Annotated in this window: 14 protein-coding genes and 1 pseudogene; 4 read left to right on the top strand and 11 right to left on the bottom strand. The window is 43.0% G+C overall.

Going from position 1 to position 18,895, the window contains the following annotated elements; all coding sequences use genetic code 11:
* The first annotated feature begins 348 nt into the window (after window positions 1-348).
* The gene (locus NV379_RS19180; RefSeq protein ID WP_258208952.1) at window positions 349-804 is read left to right on the top strand and encodes a DinB family protein; all 456 of its coding nucleotides are present in this window, start codon (window positions 349-351) and stop codon (window positions 802-804) included.
* Between the two features lie 60 nt (window positions 805-864).
* On the opposite strand, the gene NV379_RS19175 is transcribed toward NV379_RS19180, so the two are convergent.
* Together NV379_RS19175 and NV379_RS19170 are read right to left on the bottom strand one after the other, a co-directional pair.
* Window positions 865-2,553 carry a peptide ABC transporter substrate-binding protein gene (locus NV379_RS19175; protein WP_258208951.1) on the bottom strand — a complete coding sequence of 563 codons (1,689 nt, stop codon included), beginning with the start codon at window positions 2,551-2,553 and terminating at the stop codon, window positions 865-867.
* 321 nt (window positions 2,554-2,874) lie between these two features.
* Window positions 2,875-3,933: a M24 family metallopeptidase gene (locus NV379_RS19170; RefSeq protein WP_258208950.1), complete on the bottom strand. Its 1,059-nt coding sequence runs from the start codon at window positions 3,931-3,933 to the stop codon at window positions 2,875-2,877.
* Window positions 3,934-4,222: 289 nt separating this feature from the next.
* Here NV379_RS19170 and NV379_RS19165 point away from each other — a divergent pair, with 289 nt between their 5' ends.
* Both NV379_RS19165 and NV379_RS19160 read left to right on the top strand, forming a co-directional pair.
* Window positions 4,223-5,227 carry a proline racemase family protein gene (locus tag NV379_RS19165; RefSeq protein WP_258208949.1) on the top strand — a complete coding sequence of 335 codons (1,005 nt, stop codon included), beginning with the start codon at window positions 4,223-4,225 and terminating at the stop codon, window positions 5,225-5,227.
* Window positions 5,228-5,255: 28 nt separating this feature from the next.
* Entirely contained in the window at window positions 5,256-6,245 is a 990-nt protein-coding gene (locus NV379_RS19160) for an ornithine cyclodeaminase family protein (RefSeq protein ID WP_258208948.1), read from the top strand.
* 41 nt (window positions 6,246-6,286) lie between these two features.
* Here the strand turns inward: NV379_RS19160 and arcC are convergent, their stop codons facing one another.
* The 8 genes and pseudogenes from arcC to allC all read right to left on the bottom strand — a co-directional run bounded on the left by arcC (window position 6,287) and on the right by allC (window position 15,734).
* The gene (gene arcC / locus NV379_RS19155; protein ID WP_258208947.1) at window positions 6,287-7,222 is read right to left on the bottom strand and encodes a carbamate kinase; all 936 of its coding nucleotides are present in this window, start codon (window positions 7,220-7,222) and stop codon (window positions 6,287-6,289) included.
* Complete coding sequence (locus NV379_RS19150) at window positions 7,152-8,201, bottom strand: oxamate carbamoyltransferase subunit AllH family protein (RefSeq protein ID WP_258208946.1); 1,050 nt, start codon at window positions 8,199-8,201, stop codon at window positions 7,152-7,154. Before NV379_RS19150 ends, arcC begins: the two co-directional genes overlap by 71 nt.
* Window positions 8,146-9,435, bottom strand: a complete 1,290-nt coding sequence (locus tag NV379_RS19145; RefSeq protein WP_258209123.1) for a YlbE family protein — start codon at window positions 9,433-9,435, stop codon at window positions 8,146-8,148. The genes NV379_RS19150 and NV379_RS19145 overlap by 56 nt, the downstream gene beginning before the upstream one ends.
* Window positions 9,412-11,148, bottom strand: a pseudogene (gene fdrA / locus NV379_RS19140) (acyl-CoA synthetase FdrA); the annotation flags it as partial. The pseudogene fdrA and the gene NV379_RS19145, both read right to left, overlap by 24 nt.
* Before the next feature lie 61 nt (window positions 11,149-11,209).
* On the bottom strand, window positions 11,210-12,259 hold the full coding sequence (allD, locus tag NV379_RS19135; RefSeq protein ID WP_258208945.1) for an ureidoglycolate dehydrogenase: 1,050 nt from the start codon (window positions 12,257-12,259) through the stop codon (window positions 11,210-11,212).
* A gap of 87 nt (window positions 12,260-12,346) precedes the next feature.
* Window positions 12,347-13,114, bottom strand: a complete 768-nt coding sequence (gene allE, locus NV379_RS19130) for a (S)-ureidoglycine aminohydrolase (RefSeq protein WP_258208944.1) — start codon at window positions 13,112-13,114, stop codon at window positions 12,347-12,349.
* Between the two features lie 51 nt (window positions 13,115-13,165).
* Window positions 13,166-14,503, bottom strand: a complete 1,338-nt coding sequence (locus NV379_RS19125; protein ID WP_258209122.1) for an MFS transporter — start codon at window positions 14,501-14,503, stop codon at window positions 13,166-13,168.
* Window positions 14,504-14,507: 4 nt separating this feature from the next.
* Entirely contained in the window at window positions 14,508-15,734 is a 1,227-nt protein-coding gene (gene allC / locus NV379_RS19120) for an allantoate deiminase (RefSeq protein WP_258208943.1), read from the bottom strand.
* A gap of 355 nt (window positions 15,735-16,089) precedes the next feature.
* Here allC and NV379_RS19115 point away from each other — a divergent pair, with 355 nt between their 5' ends.
* Window positions 16,090-16,791 (top strand): class I SAM-dependent methyltransferase, encoded by a 702-nt coding sequence (locus NV379_RS19115; RefSeq protein ID WP_258208942.1) that lies wholly within the window; start codon window positions 16,090-16,092, stop codon window positions 16,789-16,791.
* Between the two features lie 288 nt (window positions 16,792-17,079).
* On the opposite strand, the gene NV379_RS19110 is transcribed toward NV379_RS19115, so the two are convergent.
* Window positions 17,080-18,783, bottom strand: coding sequence for a PucR family transcriptional regulator (locus NV379_RS19110; protein ID WP_258208941.1), 1,704 nt, complete (start codon window positions 18,781-18,783; stop codon window positions 17,080-17,082).
* Window positions 18,784-18,895 lie beyond the last annotated feature (112 nt).

Below are 18,895 nucleotides of genomic sequence, written 5' to 3'. Positions count from 1 at the left end.
GGGTATACTTCTCCTTTTGACTTAGGTCTAATCGCGAGTGATACATCATAACGGGGATCTCCATAAGCTCCACCGCTCCAATCAATAAATGCAGGGTCGTTTTCCAAAGTAAGGACGCTTCTCACAGTTTCACCTTGAAAATGTTCCTTAGAAGCCAAGTGTGAGTCACATTATGATCGAGTTCCTGCTCGAAATAATGATAGATTTTTTTTAGGAGATCACACAATTGTATCATTGGGTAACTTAAATTGGAAAAGGATAAGTCACCACAAAACTCGAATTATATTGGGATTGCAAATAAGAGGTTAGAGATATATAAAGAAGTCTAGTGACTTACAGGAGGGTTCTATGGATCATTTACTACTGTTTCAAATGAAGATGGCGCGGGATTGGTGCATTGAAGTGGCTGAGTCATGTCCGAATGAGCTTTCGGTAATTCAGCTAGATGTATTCAACAATACGATACAATGGCAAGTTGGGCATATTCTAACTGTAACGGAAAGGATGTTGTTTCAATATCCGGGTGATACTACATTGCTTCCATCAAACTTCACTAAATGGTTTGAATCCGGAACGAGTCCGGCTAATTGGACTGAACAACCTCCTAGCTTAAATGATCTCATTACACTTCTATACGATCAACAAACAAGGCTTCTTGCTATACCACCTGAAAAGTTTGAGGAGATACTAACTAAACCCTTCTTCGGATTTTTTCGATATGGAGAGTGTGCTGGATTTACAATCCTTCATGAAACTCTGCACGTAGGAAAGATGGAGGAAATGATTCGATTGTTACGTCAGTAAATTGATGGTTAACAGCAATAGATAAAGGGAGAGGACTCATCCTCTCCCTTGTTCGCGTGATTACTTCGCTTTCTTACCTTCAATAGAAGCCCATTTGTAGCTTGTGTATACGCCGAATGGGTGATTGATTACATTCTTCACATAAGATTTCGTCAGCTTCGCTACACCACTTTGGTAAAGTGGAAGTACTGCAGCATCTTCTTCGATTAACACTTTCTCAGCATCTTGCAGCAGTTTCCAACGTTCAGGCAAGTTTGTAGAATTTTCTTTTGCTTTTTTCATCAAGTCATCGTACTTCGCACTTTTGTAATCCGATGCATTGTAGGAATTGTCGGAAAGGAAAATGTCTAAGTAAGTCGTTGGATCTTGATAGTCTGGACCCCAACCGGAGTTGTTAATGTCATATTGAAGCTTCTTCTCAAGTGCTAATTTTTGTTTTTGTGGTTGAACGTTGATTGTAATCGTTAAGCCCGGAAGGTTCTTCTCCCACTGATTCTTCAAGTATTGTCCAATCGTCTTGGAAACTTCTCCTTCATAGTTCAAGAACTCAAGCTTAATTGCAGACTCACCAAGTTCTTTAAGACCTTGCTCCCAATATTTCTTTGCTTCGGCAACGCCTTCTTTTTGGAAATCGCCGTATTTATCACGGAAATCTTTACCGTCTGGACCGAACGAGAAGTCTTTAGCAACCAGGTAGTTAGCAGGTGTGGAACCGTTGTTTAAGATGATGCCTGTAAGCTCTTCTTTATTTACGCTAGACCTTAGTGCTTTACGGATATTAACGTTGTTTAAGTATTTATTCTTTTGGTTAACTTTTAGGAATGTAATTGTTGGATCAGAATAAGTTTGGTACTCTTTGCTCGTTTTGTATTGCTCTGTGAATTCGGATGTTAGACCGGAAATATCGATCTGACCCGCTTCGTACAGGTTAATTGCAGTTTGGTTGTCTTTTACGATTTTGAAATTAATTTGTTCAAGCTTGACGTTCGCAGCATCCCAGTAGTTTGGATTTTTCTTGAATACGTAGCCATCATCGTGTTTCCAAGAATCCAAGACGAATGGACCGCTGTAGATCATCGTATTGGCTTCTTGTGCGTACGCTGTACCTTGAGCTTCAACGAATTTTTTGTTCATTGGGTAGAAGAGTGGGTGTGTGATTAAGCTGAGGAAGTACGGTGTTGCGTTAGCTAGTTCAACTTGGAGTGTCTTGTCGTCGATCGCTTTAATACCAAGCTCAGAAGGAGCTTTCTTCTTGTCTTTAATATCTACTGCATTCTTTACATCGAGTAAGAATATGTAGTTTGGTGATGTAGCAGCTGGATCAAGCGCTTTTTTCCATGCATATTCAAAATCACCTGCAACGATCGAATCACCATTGCTATATTTCGCATCGCGAAGGTGGAACGTATAAGTCTTACCATCTGCACTCACATCATGGGACTTTGCAATACCAGGAGTAGGTAAGTTTTTCGGATCAAGACGATATAAACCCTCAAGTAAGTTGTTCTGTACAACGGTTGCTGGATTATCGACGTTACCGAGTGTGTTCAATGTAACAATATCTTGCCCAGCAGAAAGGTTAAGAATTTGTGGTTCAGTAGACGGTTCTTTAGGTGCCGTAGTTGCTGCGCCTGGAGTTGGACTCGGTTCGTTCGAGCTTGTTGCTGTCTTTGCTCCTCCACTGCACGCTGTAAACACTAAGCTGAATGCAAGGAGGAGAGAAATGCTTAATGACCCTCTTTTTTTCATTGTCGGTTCACCTTAACTTTCCATTGATTTGACTTGCTTTATGGTTAACAACATCTGTATGTAGCCCCAAGCTGCGATAGGAAAATGGGAGCATCGCCTCCTTTCGGCGGGAGTGATTGATGCTCCCAAAGTCAGGGTGCTTCGAAAAAAAGAACCACTTCCGGTCGCTGTCTCAATCGTGAAATTTTGAATTTATTTAATGGTATCTTCACGATTTCAAAGGCGAACGCTACGCTCCTCCAGTTGGTTCTTCTTTTCTACGCTCGACTTTGTGAGCATCATTAGTTATTTAATAATTGCAAAGATAAATACAATGGTCAGTTACAACAAAATAAGTTCCTTCGGCGAGCGGGTGAGTACCTCGCAGCCTGTTGCGGTGATGAGGACGTCGTCCTCAATGCGTACGCCGCCGACGCATGGGATATAGATGCCCGGCTCGACAGTCATGATCATGCCCTCCACAAGTTCGTTCTCGGATTTCGTGGAGAAGAAAGGTTGTTCGTGAAGATCCACCCCAAGTGAATGCCCCGTTCCGTGACCAAATCCATATCCATTCTGCTCGACATAACCGTGAGCGAATAAGTCAACATCTTTACATGCAACACCGGGCTTTAACATGGCAATCGTCTGTAATTCTGCTTCAAGTACAATCTCATATACTTCTTTAAGCTGCGCGAGTGGATGACCCACTGCGACCGTACGCGTCATATCTGAACGGTATCCACGGTATAAAGCGCCGAAGTCCAGCGTCACCATATCGCCTTGCTCAATGACCTTCGTTGTAGCTACACCATGTGGCAATGCTCCACGGTGACCGGAAGCCACAATTGTATCGAATGATGAGCAATCTGCCCCTGACGCACGCATGAACATTTCCATCTCATTGGCTACATCTTTTTCAGTTAGACCTGGTTTAATGAAATTTAAGATGTGGGAGAACGTAGCATCAGCAATCTCAACAGCCTTACGAATAATTTGAATCTCCTCAGCTGACTTCACCATGCGAATATTCTCAATGTAACCGGATACAGGAATGAGTTCAGCTTGGACTTTGTCCTTGTATGCAGTGAAGTTCGTGAATGTCATGTGATCCTGTTCAAAAGCAAGCTTCTTAACCCCAAGCTTCTCGCATTCGATCGCGATCTGTTCCACAAAAGATACATCGAATTGAATGACCTCAAATGCTGATGCTTGATTTCTCGCTTGATCCGTGTATCTGAAGTCAGTAATCAGGATAGCTTTCTCGAGTGTGACCAGAGCAACACCAGCAGTACCTGTAAAACCTGTCAAGTACCTCCGATTAGAAGCGCCTGTAACGAGTAGTCCATCTAACTGCTCAGTTCGTAATTGTTCGCGTAATGCTTCAATGCGTGCTTGCATGTGTCAACCTCCTCATGAGTATGTAAATCATTTGTTAATTTCTTCTATGCAAAATAAATGCCATCTTCTTACATGCGCGGCTTTGGCTAAGTAACGCGACTGTGTAGTGCGATCTGTTAATTAGTTATACAGTTCTGGTCTAAGTTGTAAAAACGTTTAGACAGTTGTCTTAATGATGAATGTATCTGTGTGTGGCATATAAATTGCTTGAATATCGTTGCCGGCTTATGAAGGTGAATGAGAATATATATGGAAAATAATGAGAGATGATATTCAGGGAGGTTACATCATGCAAGTGAAACAGTTGTTTACGACGATTGATGCCCATACGGGTGGGGAGCCATTACGTATTATTACAGGTGGTATACCGCCGCTTAGAGGGAATACGATACTAGAGAAACGTGCTTATTTCCGTGAGAATCTGGACTATATTCGCCAAGTATTGATGTACGAACCGCGCGGTCATCATGGGATGTATGGGTGTGTGATTACGCCACCTGTTAGTGACGATGCTGACTTTGGCGTACTGTTCATGCATAACGAAGGGTACAGTTCAATGTGCGGACATGGCATTATTGCCGTTGTGACCGCGGTAATCGAGACTGGCTTTTTACAAGTAGAGGGAAACAATCCGACGATCATTATTGACAGCCCAGCTGGCAAGATCATTGCTGAGGCGAAGATTGAGGGTAACGAAGTGAAATCCGTCTCTTTTGAAAATGTTCCTTCGTTCGTCTTCGCATCCGATGTTGTAGTGAAGCTTGAAGATCGCGAAATTCTTGTGGATATCGCGTTCGGCGGGGCTTTCTATGCCATTGTGCATGCCAAGGATTTGGATGTAAAAGTAGACATCGAACATTTGGCACAGATGCAGAAGCTGGGTAGTGCTATTAAACATGATATCGAGAGTAAAATGGTTGTCCAGCATCCATTAGAAGCAGAACTACAAGGGATTTACGGGGTGATCATATCCGATGAGCCTAAGCTAGCATCTTCACATTTACGTAATGTCACGGTTTTTGCAGAAGAACAGATTGACCGTTCGCCTTGTGGTACAGGGACTTGCGCGAGAATTGCAGCACTTCATGCACGCGGAGAGTATACGAATGGAGAATTGTTCGTTCATGAGGGTATTGTAGATAGTCAATTCATTAGTCAAGTGATGGAGAAGACGGAAGTAGCGGGGTATGCAGCAATTGTGCCACGAGTTGAAGGCAATGCATTCATTACAGGCATGCATCAATTCGTTGTCGACCCAACAGATCCACTGGCTAAAGGCTTCCTGCTAAGCTAACGTTCCAATAATTAATGAGGTGAACCACATGCTAGTATTAACTGCTCAAGATCAAGCGAAGCTGGTCCAAATGGACGAAGTGATTGAAGCCGTAAGTATTGCCCTAGCTGAGTATTCAAGTGGACGTGCGATTGCTCCGATTCGAATGTCGATTCCTGTGGATGAGCATCATGGAACCGCACTCTTCATGCCATCCCTTGTTGCAGGTGCAGACAGCCTAGGAGTTAAGTTCGTATCGGTGTTCCCAGATAATAAGCGCATTGGCAAAAAGACGATTTATGGCTTGATGATCTTATCCGATATGACAACAGGTGAACCGTTGGCAATATTGGAGGCTTCTTATTTAACAGTCATTCGTACTGGAGCAGCATCGGGTCTTGCGACCAAGCTGCTTGCACGTGAGAATGCGAAGGTTCTTGGTGTGATTGGAACAGGGGCTCAGTCCAAGGGAATGATCGAAGCTGTACGTTGTGTGCGAAAGATTGAAGAAGTTAGACTCTATAATCGGAGTTTAGATAAAGCGCATGCGCTTGCAGCAGAATTGCGAGAGGAAGCGGGAAGTGAACACTTAAGAATCATCGTTGTAGAAGAAGCAGATCAAGCCGTGCAAGGCTCAGATATTGTACTGACGGCAACGAATTCAAGTGAACCGGTCTTCTCCGCTGGAGCGATTTCGCCAGGCTTGCATGTGAATGCAATTGGTTCCTTCCGCCCTCAGATGCAAGAGTTACCAAGTGCTCTGATCGCGCAGGCAAGTAAAGTAGTTGTTGAATCTATCGAATCTGCTCTAGATGAAACAGGGGATCTACTTATTCCTATTGCGCAAGGTGTCTTCTCAGCGGAACATATTCACGCTGAACTCGGAGAAATCGTAAACGGACTTCAACAAGGGCGCGATAATGAGGATGAGATTACCGTGTTTAAATCTGTAGGCTTAGCTGTCATGGATGTCGTTGTTGCGAAGTTGTTGTATGATCGTGCGATGCAAGTTGGGATCGGACAACAAGTAAATTTATAAGATTAGTGGTATTGAAAAAAGAGGGCTTTCGCCCTCTTTCATTATGAAATATGTGTACCACTATCTCCTTGAAGCGCGATTGCAGCTTCTTTTAAAGAACAAATGATGGAGTGCTTACCAAGCTTAGCAAATGAAAGAGCAGCTTCCATCTTTGGTCCCATACTACCAGAAGAGAAGTGTCCATCATGCATGTACTGATTCGCTTCATCAACTGTAATGTGACGCAGTGCTTTCTGGTCTGGTGTACCATAGTTGATAAACACAGTGTTCACATCAGTAACCATCATGAAGATGTCTGCATTAGCTTCTTGTGCAAGTTTAAGTCCACTGCGATCTTTATCCACGACAGCCTCTACACCAGATATCGTGCCATCTTCAGCTGCAACAACTGGAATTCCGCCACCACCTGATGCGATAACGAGAGAGCCACTAGCGACTAGTTTCATAATGGATTCGGATTCCATAATCGATTGTGGTTGTGGAGAAGGTACGACACGTCTCCAGCCTCGACCCGCATCTTCAATCATATTCCAGTCTTTCTCTTCCATCATCTGCTTCGCTTCTTCCTCGCTATAGAACGTTCCAATTGGTTTTGTTGGGTGATTGAATGCCTCATCATCAGCAGACACTTGTGTCTGTGTTAATATACTCACCACATCTTGTTTCAGTCCACGCTTATGAATCTCATTCTTCAAGCATTGATCCAGCATGTAGCCGATCATCCCTTGTGATTTCGCGTTACATACATCAAGAGGGAATGGAGGAACGACATCCATCGCTTCTTCATTTTGACGCAAGATGAGTCCGACTTGCGGGCCGTTACCGTGTGTAACGACAACCTCATAACCTTGTTCAACAATATCAGCAATGATCTCGCTGCTTTTACGTACGTTTTCTAGTTGATTCTCATATGTTGCTTCTTGGTGAGGTTGTAGGATGGCGTTCCCCCCCAAGGCAATTACAACGCGTTTTGACATGATGATTCCTCCTTATGGTGATGAGGGCATGGATAATTCCTAATGCCGTATCGATGCCGGAGCTGTGTCCGGTTTGTAATAGTCTGATCAATTTAGCTTGAAAAAGTAGTGTATCTTTCAAAGTCAGCGCATGAATGACATGCGTTATTTTGTCGCTGAAACGTCCTTCCAGGGCATGCAGTAAATAGGATTTGCTTACGTCTGTTGTAAGCTCTTCCGTTTCAATCAGTTGACGCAAAGTACTTACAAAGGCAGGATGAAAGGCTTGTGTCAACGTATGCACAGCTAACAATCCAACGATATAATCGTCACCTGACGGTGTGAGCCCTTGTCCGCGTCCCAAGAAATAGCGAAGAAGTCGATCTAATTTCTGTTTATCTATGTTTGCCTCAGAGAGCAATATTTGCATCAGTTCATTCTTATTTCGAATTGTCGTTTCTATAGAAAGTTCTAACCTTATTTCATCTGTATCACGGAAAAATTCTTCCCAAGTCGCTCCAAGACCGGTTCGTTCTTTCTTAATGAAGTGCAAGTGATCCATCGCATCATCATTAATAAGATCGTGATAATTCAAGTATTGGCTTGAATCAATTGTGTATTGAAATCTCGATGCCATAGATAGATCGATCGTCATTGGATAATCAGGGTGATCAAAGTGAATCAAGTCAGCAGACTGAGCGATCACAGTTTGATTCTGTTTGACATAGAAGCGAAGCCTGCGAACTTGTTCTTGCCTCATATGAATGCCATAAGGCAGCATGCCATTCTTCGTTGTTCCAACAAAAATGAGCTTCTTACCAAACGCGATATTGATTCCATTTTCAAAAATGCTATGAATATAACCCACCGGCTTCTGGGAGAGAAGCGTAGCCAGCTGTGCGTGTACGTTCTCTCCCATGAAGATCGATGTGTAGATCGGTGTATTACTGTAATCCCAGCTTAGTTGCATAAGCTTCAAGTGCTTTCTCGAAACATTCAACAGGTGGACGTACCGTGCCGGCACCGATCTGTCCTACTCCTGGTTCCTTATGGGCAATTCCAGTATTAATGACAGGAGTAATGCCTGTTTCCACAACTTTACGAGCATCGATACCTAAGCAGACACCACGGAAGTTCCATGTTGGAACGGTGAAGTTCGGGTTCTGATCTAGACAAATTTCAACCATCTCGTTACTTGTTGCAAGTGCATCTGAGAAGCCACCTGCGCCTACGAATCTCGTTACGCCAGGAGCAGCGATCATCGCCATACCACCAACACCGAATGTTTCTGTAATCGCGCTGTCACCGATATCTGGGTTTGCTTCAGCTTGGGAGTAGCCCGTGAAGAACAAGCCTTGCGGGATATTAACGGGTGCTGTAAACCACTGATCCCCCATACCGCTGATGCGAATTCCGAAATCTTTACCATTACGGCACATCGCTGTAACGACTGTTCCAGATTCAATGGTGCGAGAACCATCCATTACTGCTTTTGTAGATGCCATCATAATGTTCAAGAAGAACTGGTCTGTATTCGCTAAGAATTTAATAACGCCTTGCATAAGCTCTTTGTCCATATCGAGACTTACGATGTAAGGGCTAATTTCTTTTAGGAAAATAAGGGATGCTGCAATATTACGTTGATGGAACTCATCGCCCATTGTGATGGCTTTTGCAATCATAACGTTCAGGTTCAGGCCATCTTCTGTAGAACGAAGTGCTTTGGATAGTGTAGGTCCAAGAACATCCTTCATCCAAGTCAGACGAGCAATTACTTCTTCGGAGAAAGCACCGAAGCGAAGTACTTTACCAATTCCTTCATTCATGATGCAGTATGCTGTATTACCTTCAGAGCGGTTCTCAACGACGAATACAGGCATGTTACCGGAAGTGATTCCACCCATTGGACCTACTGCATTGGCATGGTGACAAGGAATGAAGTTGATCTCACCTTGTTCAAGCATCCGGCGAGCATCCGCCTCATCTTTCGCCCAACCTTCGAATAGAATAGCGCCGACGCATGAGCCTTGCATTGGACCAGTCATGTCCTCGTAAGCAATTGGTGGACCTGCGTGTAATAACGTTCTGCTGTTTAGTTCAGGAATTACCGTATGCGCTGGAACAACGTCAACTAGGAATGGTGCGCCACCTGCAATTTTATCAATGACGGCTTGGTTAGATTCATCAATCGTATAGTCATCTGTACGATTCAAGTGATCTAATACTTGCTGCATTCTGACATTGCCGCCAGCAACGGGTCTCCAGTCGTACTGTACAGCCGTTGCACCGCTTGCCGTAATCGCATCTGTAAATTTGGATAAGCCAACGTTAATGATGGAAGGCTTTTTGCTTAGTAAATCTCTCATCGCTTCCGATGTATTCAACTCTTCAGTAGCTTCAACATTAGCTGGTACATGTGCCTTAGGTGCATCTTCGATAGATAGATTCATCATGCTAAGAACTGTGAGTACGGCTTGGTTATTGCTTTCTGTAATCAAGACACCGACTTCTTCAAACATACGTTTTTGTTCAGCAAAAGATTGTGGATCTTGGTGTGTGCCACAGATCGATGCAACGAAGTAAAGGTTGCGACCTTCTGCTTTAGCTGCTGCAATTGCTTTTGCAATCGCCGGAGCAAGTACGCTTGCCATGTGATCATGCCCACCGTACCCTAGAACGACATCGAACAAGATAACTGCAGTAGTAGGGTCTTGAGCTGCTTTCTCTATATGTTGAATACGTGTAGCTGGGTCAATCATTGGGTGTGGTTTACCTTGTGTGTACATATCGTCACCTAAGTCCACGACGCAGTGACCGCCGGAGCGAAGCACGTAACCTTCTTCGTGAATAATTCCATCCTTTAATTGAAGTGCGTCTGCAATCAGCATTGCAGCTTCCGTTGCGAGTGTACCGCCTGCATATAGACCTTGAATGGAAGTTTGTTCTGGCAATAAGATCGTAGTAGGTACTTCAAGCTCATTTCTATAAGCTGGGAGAATGCTATTTCCTTTAGCAAGATCAACAGCAATTCTAGCTGTTTCTTCAATGGTGTAAGCTTGATACACATTACCAACATGCTCGGTTGGCTTCTCGCCAAGGAATAGAGTAACAACTGGTTTGTTAACACCTTGTAGTAAACGTACAACTTTATCTCGTACAGGTTTTGCTGGTGGCTTCGATACAATAACGATGACTTCCGTCTGCTCGCTACTTGCAAGCCCTTGAATACTATCTAGCATTGTAATCGCTCCAACACCTTCAGAGAGATCACGTCCACCTGTACCGATGGCATGGCTGATTCCGCAGCCCATACGGTCAATTAGAGTTGAAACTTCTTGAATACCAGTACCCGAAGCACCTACAATACCGATGTTTCCGGATTTCACACGGTTAGCAAATGCAAGAGGGACACCAGATAGAATAGCTGTACCGCAATCGGGACCCATCACGATTAAACCTTTGTTATGTGCTTTTTCTTTTAAACGTAATTCATCTTCAACAGGCATATTATCACTGAAAATAAAGGTATGAAGACCAAGATCGAGTGCTTTATTTGCTTCTGCTGCTGCATATTGACCAGGTACAGAGATCATCGCCATATTGGCACTTGGATTTTCTTTGATCGCACGTTCCCAAGAGCGAACATTCTGGATGGTAGCTTGGCTGTTATTAATGGATTGATCATTAAGGAAGTTGTCTACGGCCACAAGAATGTCATCGATGCTCGTGTTATCTTCTAGATCAATGACGATACAAATATCGTTAGCACCAGCTTGTTCGAGTTCAACTGTATATAATCCGGAATTGCCCATAATTTCTTTATTTGCAGGCGTACCCATCATGATGGAAGATTGATTTACACCTTCTTGTGCGGAAATATGGTTCGTTAGAAGCATCAGGTTTACGGAATCTTGATAGGAATTCTTCTTAATGATCGTATGTAACATTCTCATCCACCTCGTATAGTCTATAGTTGTCTTCTGATTCGGTTTATAAAGAGGATATTATTTAAGTTGCAAAAGGATCCTTGTGGTTGTACTTGTTATGATGAATCACATCGGATACGAGATAATCGTACACTTCATCGACAATCTCAATACCGTTAGCCTCATTTTCTTGTTCAATGATGTCATAGTTCTGACCTGGGTAGAGCACTTGATCGAATCCAGGTGCAGGCTTGATGTTATTTAAGTCGCGCATTGTTTGTGTAATGTTACGACGGAATGTTTCTAAGTCCGTGAAGAAGGAAGGATCAATGACGATATGCAATTGTCCTAGATTGCGACCTTCCGTTAAATCGTTATACATCGAGCTAACACGGCTTCCGAATGGTAGTCCTAGTAAGATACCGGAGAGAATATCGACCATCATCATGAGGCCATATCCTTTAGGTCCAGCGATTGGCAGGAGTGCATGTACTTGGAATGGATCGCTTGTGTTAGCACCGTTCTTGTCAACCGCCCAAGTGTCCGGAATGGCTTCGTGCTTGGAACGTGCATGAAGAATTTTGCCCCAAGCTTGTACGGTAGTTGCCATGTCAAACGTAATGAGGGAGCTGCCTTCTCCTGGAGCGGCAAATGCAATTGGGTTCGTGCCGTAATAAGGCTCTGCACCGCCAAAAGGTACAACCATCGGGTCAGACTGACAGATGGAAAGCCCAATTAATCCTTCACGTGCAGCTTGTTGCACATAGTAGGATAGAGCACCACTATGACCAATCCGACGAACACCTACAATCGCAATTCCATTTTCTTTGGCAATATTCACGGCATGTTCCATGGCTTGCTTAGCTGCAACGTGACCTGCGCCATTGTCTCCATCGAGTACTGCCGAACAAGGACCGGTCTGCTCATAGGTGAAGTTAGGATTTACATTTGTACCGCCTTTTTCAATACGCTCTGCATAATATTCAACACGCATAGCACCATGAGAGTGAACACCGCGAACATCCGCATGAACGAGTACATCTGCCACGACATCTGCATGGCTAGTCGTTAAGCCTGCACGTGTAAGCTTTGTGCTAATGAGCTTGTGCAGTTTCTGTTTGGTTACTTTCATGATCAGTACCTACTTTGCAATGTATTCCGCTAATCCCTGTTGTTTGAGGGTAAGGTCTAACAACAGGGGGGCGGTTAGATGTATGAATTAAAGAGAAGCATCACGGTTGCAATCTTTGGAGTACAAGTAAGCGAATGGTTCTCTGCCTACGGCATATGTAGCTTGTGGAACATAGGGCCCCATGTACAGATAGTCGCCTTTTTTAATCGGAATCCACTCATTGTCTAGGTTGTATACACCTTCACCGGATAGCATAATCGCACCATGCTCTTGATAATGCGTCTCAACAAATGGATGACAGCCGCCGGGTTCGAACGCTAAGATATGGAAGTTCATATCGAAAGCAAGGTCCGTTGGAAGCAAGTCTTGCAGCTTTACATTGGCCATGTCGTCATAATCAATTGCAGCAATCTCATTGACATTACCGGATACGACCCAAGGCGTACGGCTGTTATCTGGAAGTGGTGTGTATTTTTGTTTGTATAAGAATAGCTTGGTATCGGCAGTTTGCGCGTTCTCTAAGTACATCGTTACACCCGAAGGACAGTACAAGTAGCCACCTTGTGTTAAGTGGAAGGCTTCATCATTTGCAGATGCTTTTACTTGCCCTTCCATACAGTACACGAATGTTTCTACGCCTGGTTCGCCGTAGCCTTGTAAATTCTTGCCTCCTTCGTGCATCGTGATTACATAATCAACGAATTTCGCACCTAAACGTGGGGAAGCGAGGATCGTCAGATCACAATTTTCAAAACCAGGAACAACGTTCTTAACTTGTCCTTCTGGTGGAATTAAAGCGAAATTGCCTCTTTTAATAATGGAACGGCTGGATAATAAATCTCTAGGGTATCCCATTGTTACATTCTCTCCTTTACAAAATGAATTCGATATCATGTCAGCTATAGATTAGGAGCTAACTGTGTTTGGACCTTGTGGTTTGTTTCTAAGATTCGTAATTAACATGAATGTTGCACCAATAATGATGATGATAGTTGCAAGGTAGAAACCTAATACTTTCGAACCTGTCGCATCAGAGATAAGACCTGTTACGAGTGGTGCTAAAACCGATGACATCATACCGAAGAAGTTGAACACGCCAAACGTAGTACCAATACCTTTCTTAGGAGCAATATCTGCTACATAAGAGATTAGAATCGGCTCAACTGCAAGTTTACCTAGGAACCCGTAAAGAACTAGACAAACAATTAGAAGTGTCGTCGTTTGAACAGATACGGTTAAGAACAACATACCTGCTGCTAACAATTCGAGTGTAATAATGAAAGTGATTTTCTTCTTGTTGAACTTATCGGATAGACGGCTGAAGAATAGGGAACCCGGTACAGCACTGAATGCAACGAGTGCAGCTGCGAAGCCGATTGCTGATCCTGTAAAACCGCGCTCTGTTTGCAAGTAAGAAGGCAACCAAGTCACGATCATGTAATATCCATAACAAGTTGCAAAGTAAAGCACGTAACAGGCGATCATTCTTGGATTCGTAAGAAGTGTCTTGAATGATGCTTTCTCTTGTGGATTATCATCATCTTTACCAGCAGCATTTGCGATCAGTGCTTTCTGCTGTTTAATGTTTCTTGCGAATACGATCATCATGCTGAAAGATAGAGCTGCTGTAATGAAGAGTAGAACTCTCCAATCAATACCCATGTCTTTAACAAGGAAGCTGGAACCGATTAGACCGATTGCCATACCCAGTGCAGAACCACTGTTAATAATTGCAGTAGAGATACCACGTTTTTCTTGTGGAATGGTCTCTGATGTGATGGAGTAAGCAGGACCGTAGTATGTACCTTGTCCAAGTCCTGTAATGAAACTAGCGATCAAGATGAACATGAGTGAAGTCGAGAAACCTACCAGGAGGGCACCTATTGTAAATAGGATGAATCCGGGAATAATAATGGTCTTACGACCAAATTTATCGGCGAGTAACCCTGACGGAATCTGCATGGCGGTGTAAGCGAAGAAGAATACACTGAAGATCATACCCATACTTGTATCAGATGTTACTCCTAAATCAGCTTGAATTTCAGGAAGAACGGGATTTAAGATGGTACGGTAAATCCAGATCACAGTCCATCCTAAACAGAACATGACAATAATCTTTTTCCAATAAGCCATCTTTCCTTGTTCGTTTTGCTCCTGTTGCATATTTGCACTCTCCTTAACGGAAGTTGTTAGTTGACTAGCAAGTGATGCAGATCTAGTTGCCTTATATGTTTCTAAACATATTTACTTAGTAGGCTAGTTCGTGTAGTGCATGCGTCAAAGCTCGAACGCCATCTGCTAGATGTTCAGGGCTTGTATATTCTTCCGGATTGTGGCTAATTCCCTTGCGACTTGGCACGAACAACATGGCTGTAGGTGCGAATTTCGCTAGGATTTGTGAATCATGACCTGCTCCGCTATGCATCATTTTGTAAGGAATGTTATTGTCTTTGCATTGTCTCTCTAGTACTTCGAGAATCTGCTTGTCCATAGGAACGGGATCTTCATCCATCCACATGTTGATGTTAAGCCCAACACCGAATGCTTCAGCAGTCTGATGCATAACATCCGTTACAACTTCTGTGAAACGGATGAGTTCCGCTTTGTCCGTATGACGAATATCGAGTGTGAATAGGGAACTACCAGGCACGACGTTCACAACATTTGGCTTGACTTCGATTTTGCCGACGGTCGTTACAAGTGGGTCACCCTCAGCTTGCGCAAGGTCTAGAATTTGTTGAATCATGCGACCAGCGGCGTGAACAGCGTCTTTGCGGTAACCCATTGGGGTTGTGCCTGCATGGTTCGCTTCACCTGTAATCTCGACTGTGAAGCGGCGCTGACCCACAATACTGTGAACGACACCAACAGATAGTTTCTCGTGTTCAAGTACACTGCCTTGCTCAATGTGAAGCTCGACGAAAGCTTTAATATCTGTACGAGCAGCAGCAGCTTCATCTCGGAAGCGGAAGCCTGCTTGGTTCATTGCCTCTAGGAAAGGAACTCCGTTGAAATCTGCAATACCCTCAACATCTTCTTTGCGAGCAATACCTGTTAAGTTCTTGCTACCCCAGAATGTATAAGGGAAACGGCTGCCTTCTTCTTCTGCAAAAGACACAACTTCTAATGTACGAAGTGGCTGTCCGTGTTGTTCTTTAAGTGCTCTTATCGCCATAAATGCAGCAAGAATGCCGTATTGACCATCGTATTTACCACCATTACGTACGGTATCGATGTGGGAACCGCTCATGATCGTTTCCTCAGGATACGTACTTCCTTCAATTCGACCATACAAGTTACCAATCTCATCGTAGTAAGTTGTAAAGCCTTCTTCTTTCATGTACTGTTCTAATGCTTGCTGGGCAGTTGTCCATTCTTCGGAGTACAGAAGACGAGTAATACCTCCATTTGGGTCGTCGCCAATCTGGCTTAGCCATTCAACAAGGCGAGTTGTTTCTTTTTGTATAGTGTCCATAGTCGTATCTGTCCTTTCTGCAAGTTATATATACGATCCATGCTTTTATTGTAAGCGCTTTATAATTAATAAACATCGAGGCAACTTGATAAAAAGAGCCGCGTCTTTTTATCCAGACTGGATAAGAGTATGGAGCGCTTTCATTTTTTTAATTGAAAAAGGGATGAATTAAAGGGTTTATTGCAAGAGAAGGGAAATACAGGATATTGTTTAGGGGGAGTTATTGTTTAAATGGATAAAGAACGTGTAACTGAGTTTGTAGAAGAGTCCTATTTTAATGAGAAAAGCGGTTTCCATTATGATTGATAGTTCTATATAGTAGACATCGTAACCTTATTGATTGGAGGAACGAAATATGAGTTTTTATCACGATCTTACACCGTACTACGAACAAATCTTCCCTGCGAATCCAAAGCAGATTCAATTCATACAATCTTATCTACAGTCAGGTGCGCGGGTACTAGATGTAGGGGCGGGAACGGGATGTACAGCTGAAGCACTTGCTTCAATGGATTATACCGTGACAGCGACAGAGCCTGAACCATCCATGTATTCAGCGCTTCAAGAGAAGGAAAGTCGTATTGCGACACTTACGGCTTCGAACCTTGCGATGCAGCAAGTGAATCAATTACAAGGTGAATACGACGGTATCTATTGTATTGGCAATACACTCGTTCATCTGAATACACGAGATGAAGTGCAAGCGTTGTTCCATGATGTAAGAACATTACTTCGTCCTGATGGAAAGTTCATTATTCAGATTGTGAATGTACAGGGATTAGAGGGACTTGAGAAGTTTGACTTCCTACCACTCGTTAAAGACAACTTTGTATTTGATCGCAAATATGACCTGACAGGTGAAAAGATTCAATTCACGAGTACGATTACAGCGGAAGAGCTAACATTCACGAATACAATTGCTTTGCTACGCTTAACGTATGCTGATCTACGTGTGATGTTTGAGCATGCAGGTTTCCATCACGTCGAAGCTTATTCTGATTTTGAGAAGACACCATTCAGAGAGAGTGGACAGGCACTCATCATTGTTGCTGAGTAAGCCCAGGTAGAATTACATCGGAGGGAAAGCGACTAAATTTACGGTTGTAAATTGAGATGAATGTACAAGAAGACCCTAGCATTTGAGAAGTGAGTTCTCGATGATAGGGTCTTTTATATGGATATGAGATTGTTTCGCATTCGGAAGATCAGTAGCTGAATTACATCTTGCTATGGATTAGATTATAAGCGACTTGCCTAAACCTAATTTGGAAGCGGATTACTTGGCTAAGCAGTCAGTTGAACGGATTAATCAATATGGTGAAGGTGCATTTGTATTAATTACAATCTATACCTGTACAACAGGCTGCATATTAGCATCAACTTGCAAAGACTCCTTCTTGTCCCCAATCAGCACCAGAATTTTAAGTCCGACTTGAACAGACAGCATCTCATCGGGATCATCTAGATCGATGCCTGTAATTTCTTTAATGCGATCCATTCGATATGTAACTGTCTTATAATGGCAAAATAATTCTTCTGCGGTTTTAGCAGCATTCTGATGATGGTGCAAGAAAGTTCGCAGCGTTTTGATCAGATCATCACGGTTTGGCTGTTTGTATGCAAGTAGCTTGGTTAAAGAGAGTGGTATAAAATCAACCAGCTCATCGGTATGCTGAATTTGGCATAGCAATCGGTATATTCCTAAATCTGAAAAAGCCGCAACAGCGTTCTTCCCCTTAATGATCGTGCCAAGTTGAAGGGAATCTTGCGCTTCTTTATAGCTTTGTGGAAGTTCGGATAAAGTATGTGCGATATTACCAATTCCGACTTGAACATCAAAGTGAGGGCTGCGTTTTAAGAAAACTTGCTGGATTTGCTTCGCTGCCTTTTTAATGACATGCGTACAAGCCGATTTATCATCTGCATCTGGATCCATGCCCCAGAGTACAACTAATTGATCGCTTCGACTTCGAATCATACCCGAGGCAAGCTCCTGCTGAATAATTTCGTAGAGTATACGCTGATTCGGATTGTGCAAACCGAACATTTCGGAATCTGAACTTGTTGGTTTTAGGTTATTCAGCCTAAATAGCACAACGGCATAAGATTTGCTTAAATCCAGACCGATTACGTTCGCGCGTTGATATACATTTTGCAAATTATCGAATTTAGCATGTAACAAATCATCAATTAAGTCATCTTTAAACTTCATTTCAACTTCAGCAACTGCATAATGCTTAATCAGCTCTAGTGACAGTGCGGTCGCCGCATTCTCAATTGCAATAAAGTCTAGGGGTTCAACCGGCTTGCAAGTCTCATGAATCACGAGATGTATCTTAATGTGGTTGATCGTTTCAATAGGGATCACATAATGATTGTATACATTTACCCCTTTCTCGGGATAAACGACTCGCTGCCGATAACAGGGGAATTCGGTATCCATACGAACGCCATCCGTTTCTTCTTTCTCTAATTGCTCAAAGCTAACCAGTCTTGAATCCGTTGTTGCAATTGAGCCGAAGTTACGATCGTACAATGTCGCTGGATTGCCAATCAATTTGGTTAGAGAAGCGATCATCTCATCTGATCCTTTATTTGTAAGCGTAAGTGCCGTGAATTTCTCGTGAACTTCCTTGAAGTATTTGAGTTTGATCACTTGTTTATTAAAAAGCGACTTCATTATCGGATACATCACATCACGGTATGGAATTTGCTTGGGTATTTGAATAACAGGTAGACGAAGTCTCTTGGATGCTTCAATAATTCCTTCGGGAACGTCATGAACGAATCGCCCAGTCTTTACAACTAAAGCGCTTACATCCTTCTCAGCTAAACGCTCGATAAACGCTTGCTGCTCCTCATAGTTGTAGGATTGCAGCGGATATAGACTCGTGAGCAGCAGTTCGCCACCATTGATCCATTCGGCGATATCGGGTGCTTCAATAATCGTAACACCTCTTATTTGATTATGAAGCCCTTCATTACCGCTAACTACGAATGCTTGCTTCAGGGTATCGATCTGAAATAAATCTTTGACTCTAAGTTCCATCATGTCAGCTCCCGTCTGTGAATGGAAGTAAATCGTGTGAGTATTAGACTAAAAGCTTATTTTGATTTTTATATAAATCATACTACTAGAATACCTTAATTCTGAAAGGTTT

The sequence above is a fragment of the Paenibacillus radicibacter genome (assembly GCF_024721995.1).
GTDB classification, from domain to species: domain Bacteria; phylum Bacillota; class Bacilli; order Paenibacillales; family NBRC-103111; genus Paenibacillus_AM; species Paenibacillus_AM radicibacter.
Note: the sequence above shows the minus strand (reverse complement) of the source record. Positions and strands in the feature narration are given on the sequence as shown.

Coding starts and splice junctions, on each gene's coding strand:
- NV379_RS19165 (WP_258208949.1), top strand. CDS start 4,223: ATGCAAGTGAAACAGTTGTTTACGACGATTGATGCCCATACGGGTGGG.
- NV379_RS19145 (WP_258209123.1), bottom strand. CDS start 9,435: ATGCAGCAAGTATTAGATCACTTGAATCGTACAGATGACTATACGATT.
- NV379_RS19160 (WP_258208948.1), top strand. CDS start 5,256: ATGCTAGTATTAACTGCTCAAGATCAAGCGAAGCTGGTCCAAATGGAC.
- NV379_RS19115 (WP_258208942.1), top strand. CDS start 16,090: ATGAGTTTTTATCACGATCTTACACCGTACTACGAACAAATCTTCCCT.
- NV379_RS19110 (WP_258208941.1), bottom strand. CDS start 18,783: ATGGAACTTAGAGTCAAAGATTTATTTCAGATCGATACCCTGAAGCAA.
- NV379_RS19175 (WP_258208951.1), bottom strand. CDS start 2,553: ATGAAAAAAAGAGGGTCATTAAGCATTTCTCTCCTCCTTGCATTCAGC.
- NV379_RS19180 (WP_258208952.1), top strand. CDS start 349: ATGGATCATTTACTACTGTTTCAAATGAAGATGGCGCGGGATTGGTGC.
- allD (WP_258208945.1), bottom strand. CDS start 12,259: ATGAAAGTAACCAAACAGAAACTGCACAAGCTCATTAGCACAAAGCTT.
- arcC (WP_258208947.1), bottom strand. CDS start 7,222: ATGTCAAAACGCGTTGTAATTGCCTTGGGGGGGAACGCCATCCTACAA.
- NV379_RS19170 (WP_258208950.1), bottom strand. CDS start 3,933: ATGCAAGCACGCATTGAAGCATTACGCGAACAATTACGAACTGAGCAG.
- allE (WP_258208944.1), bottom strand. CDS start 13,114: ATGGGATACCCTAGAGATTTATTATCCAGCCGTTCCATTATTAAAAGA.
- allC (WP_258208943.1), bottom strand. CDS start 15,734: ATGGACACTATACAAAAAGAAACAACTCGCCTTGTTGAATGGCTAAGC.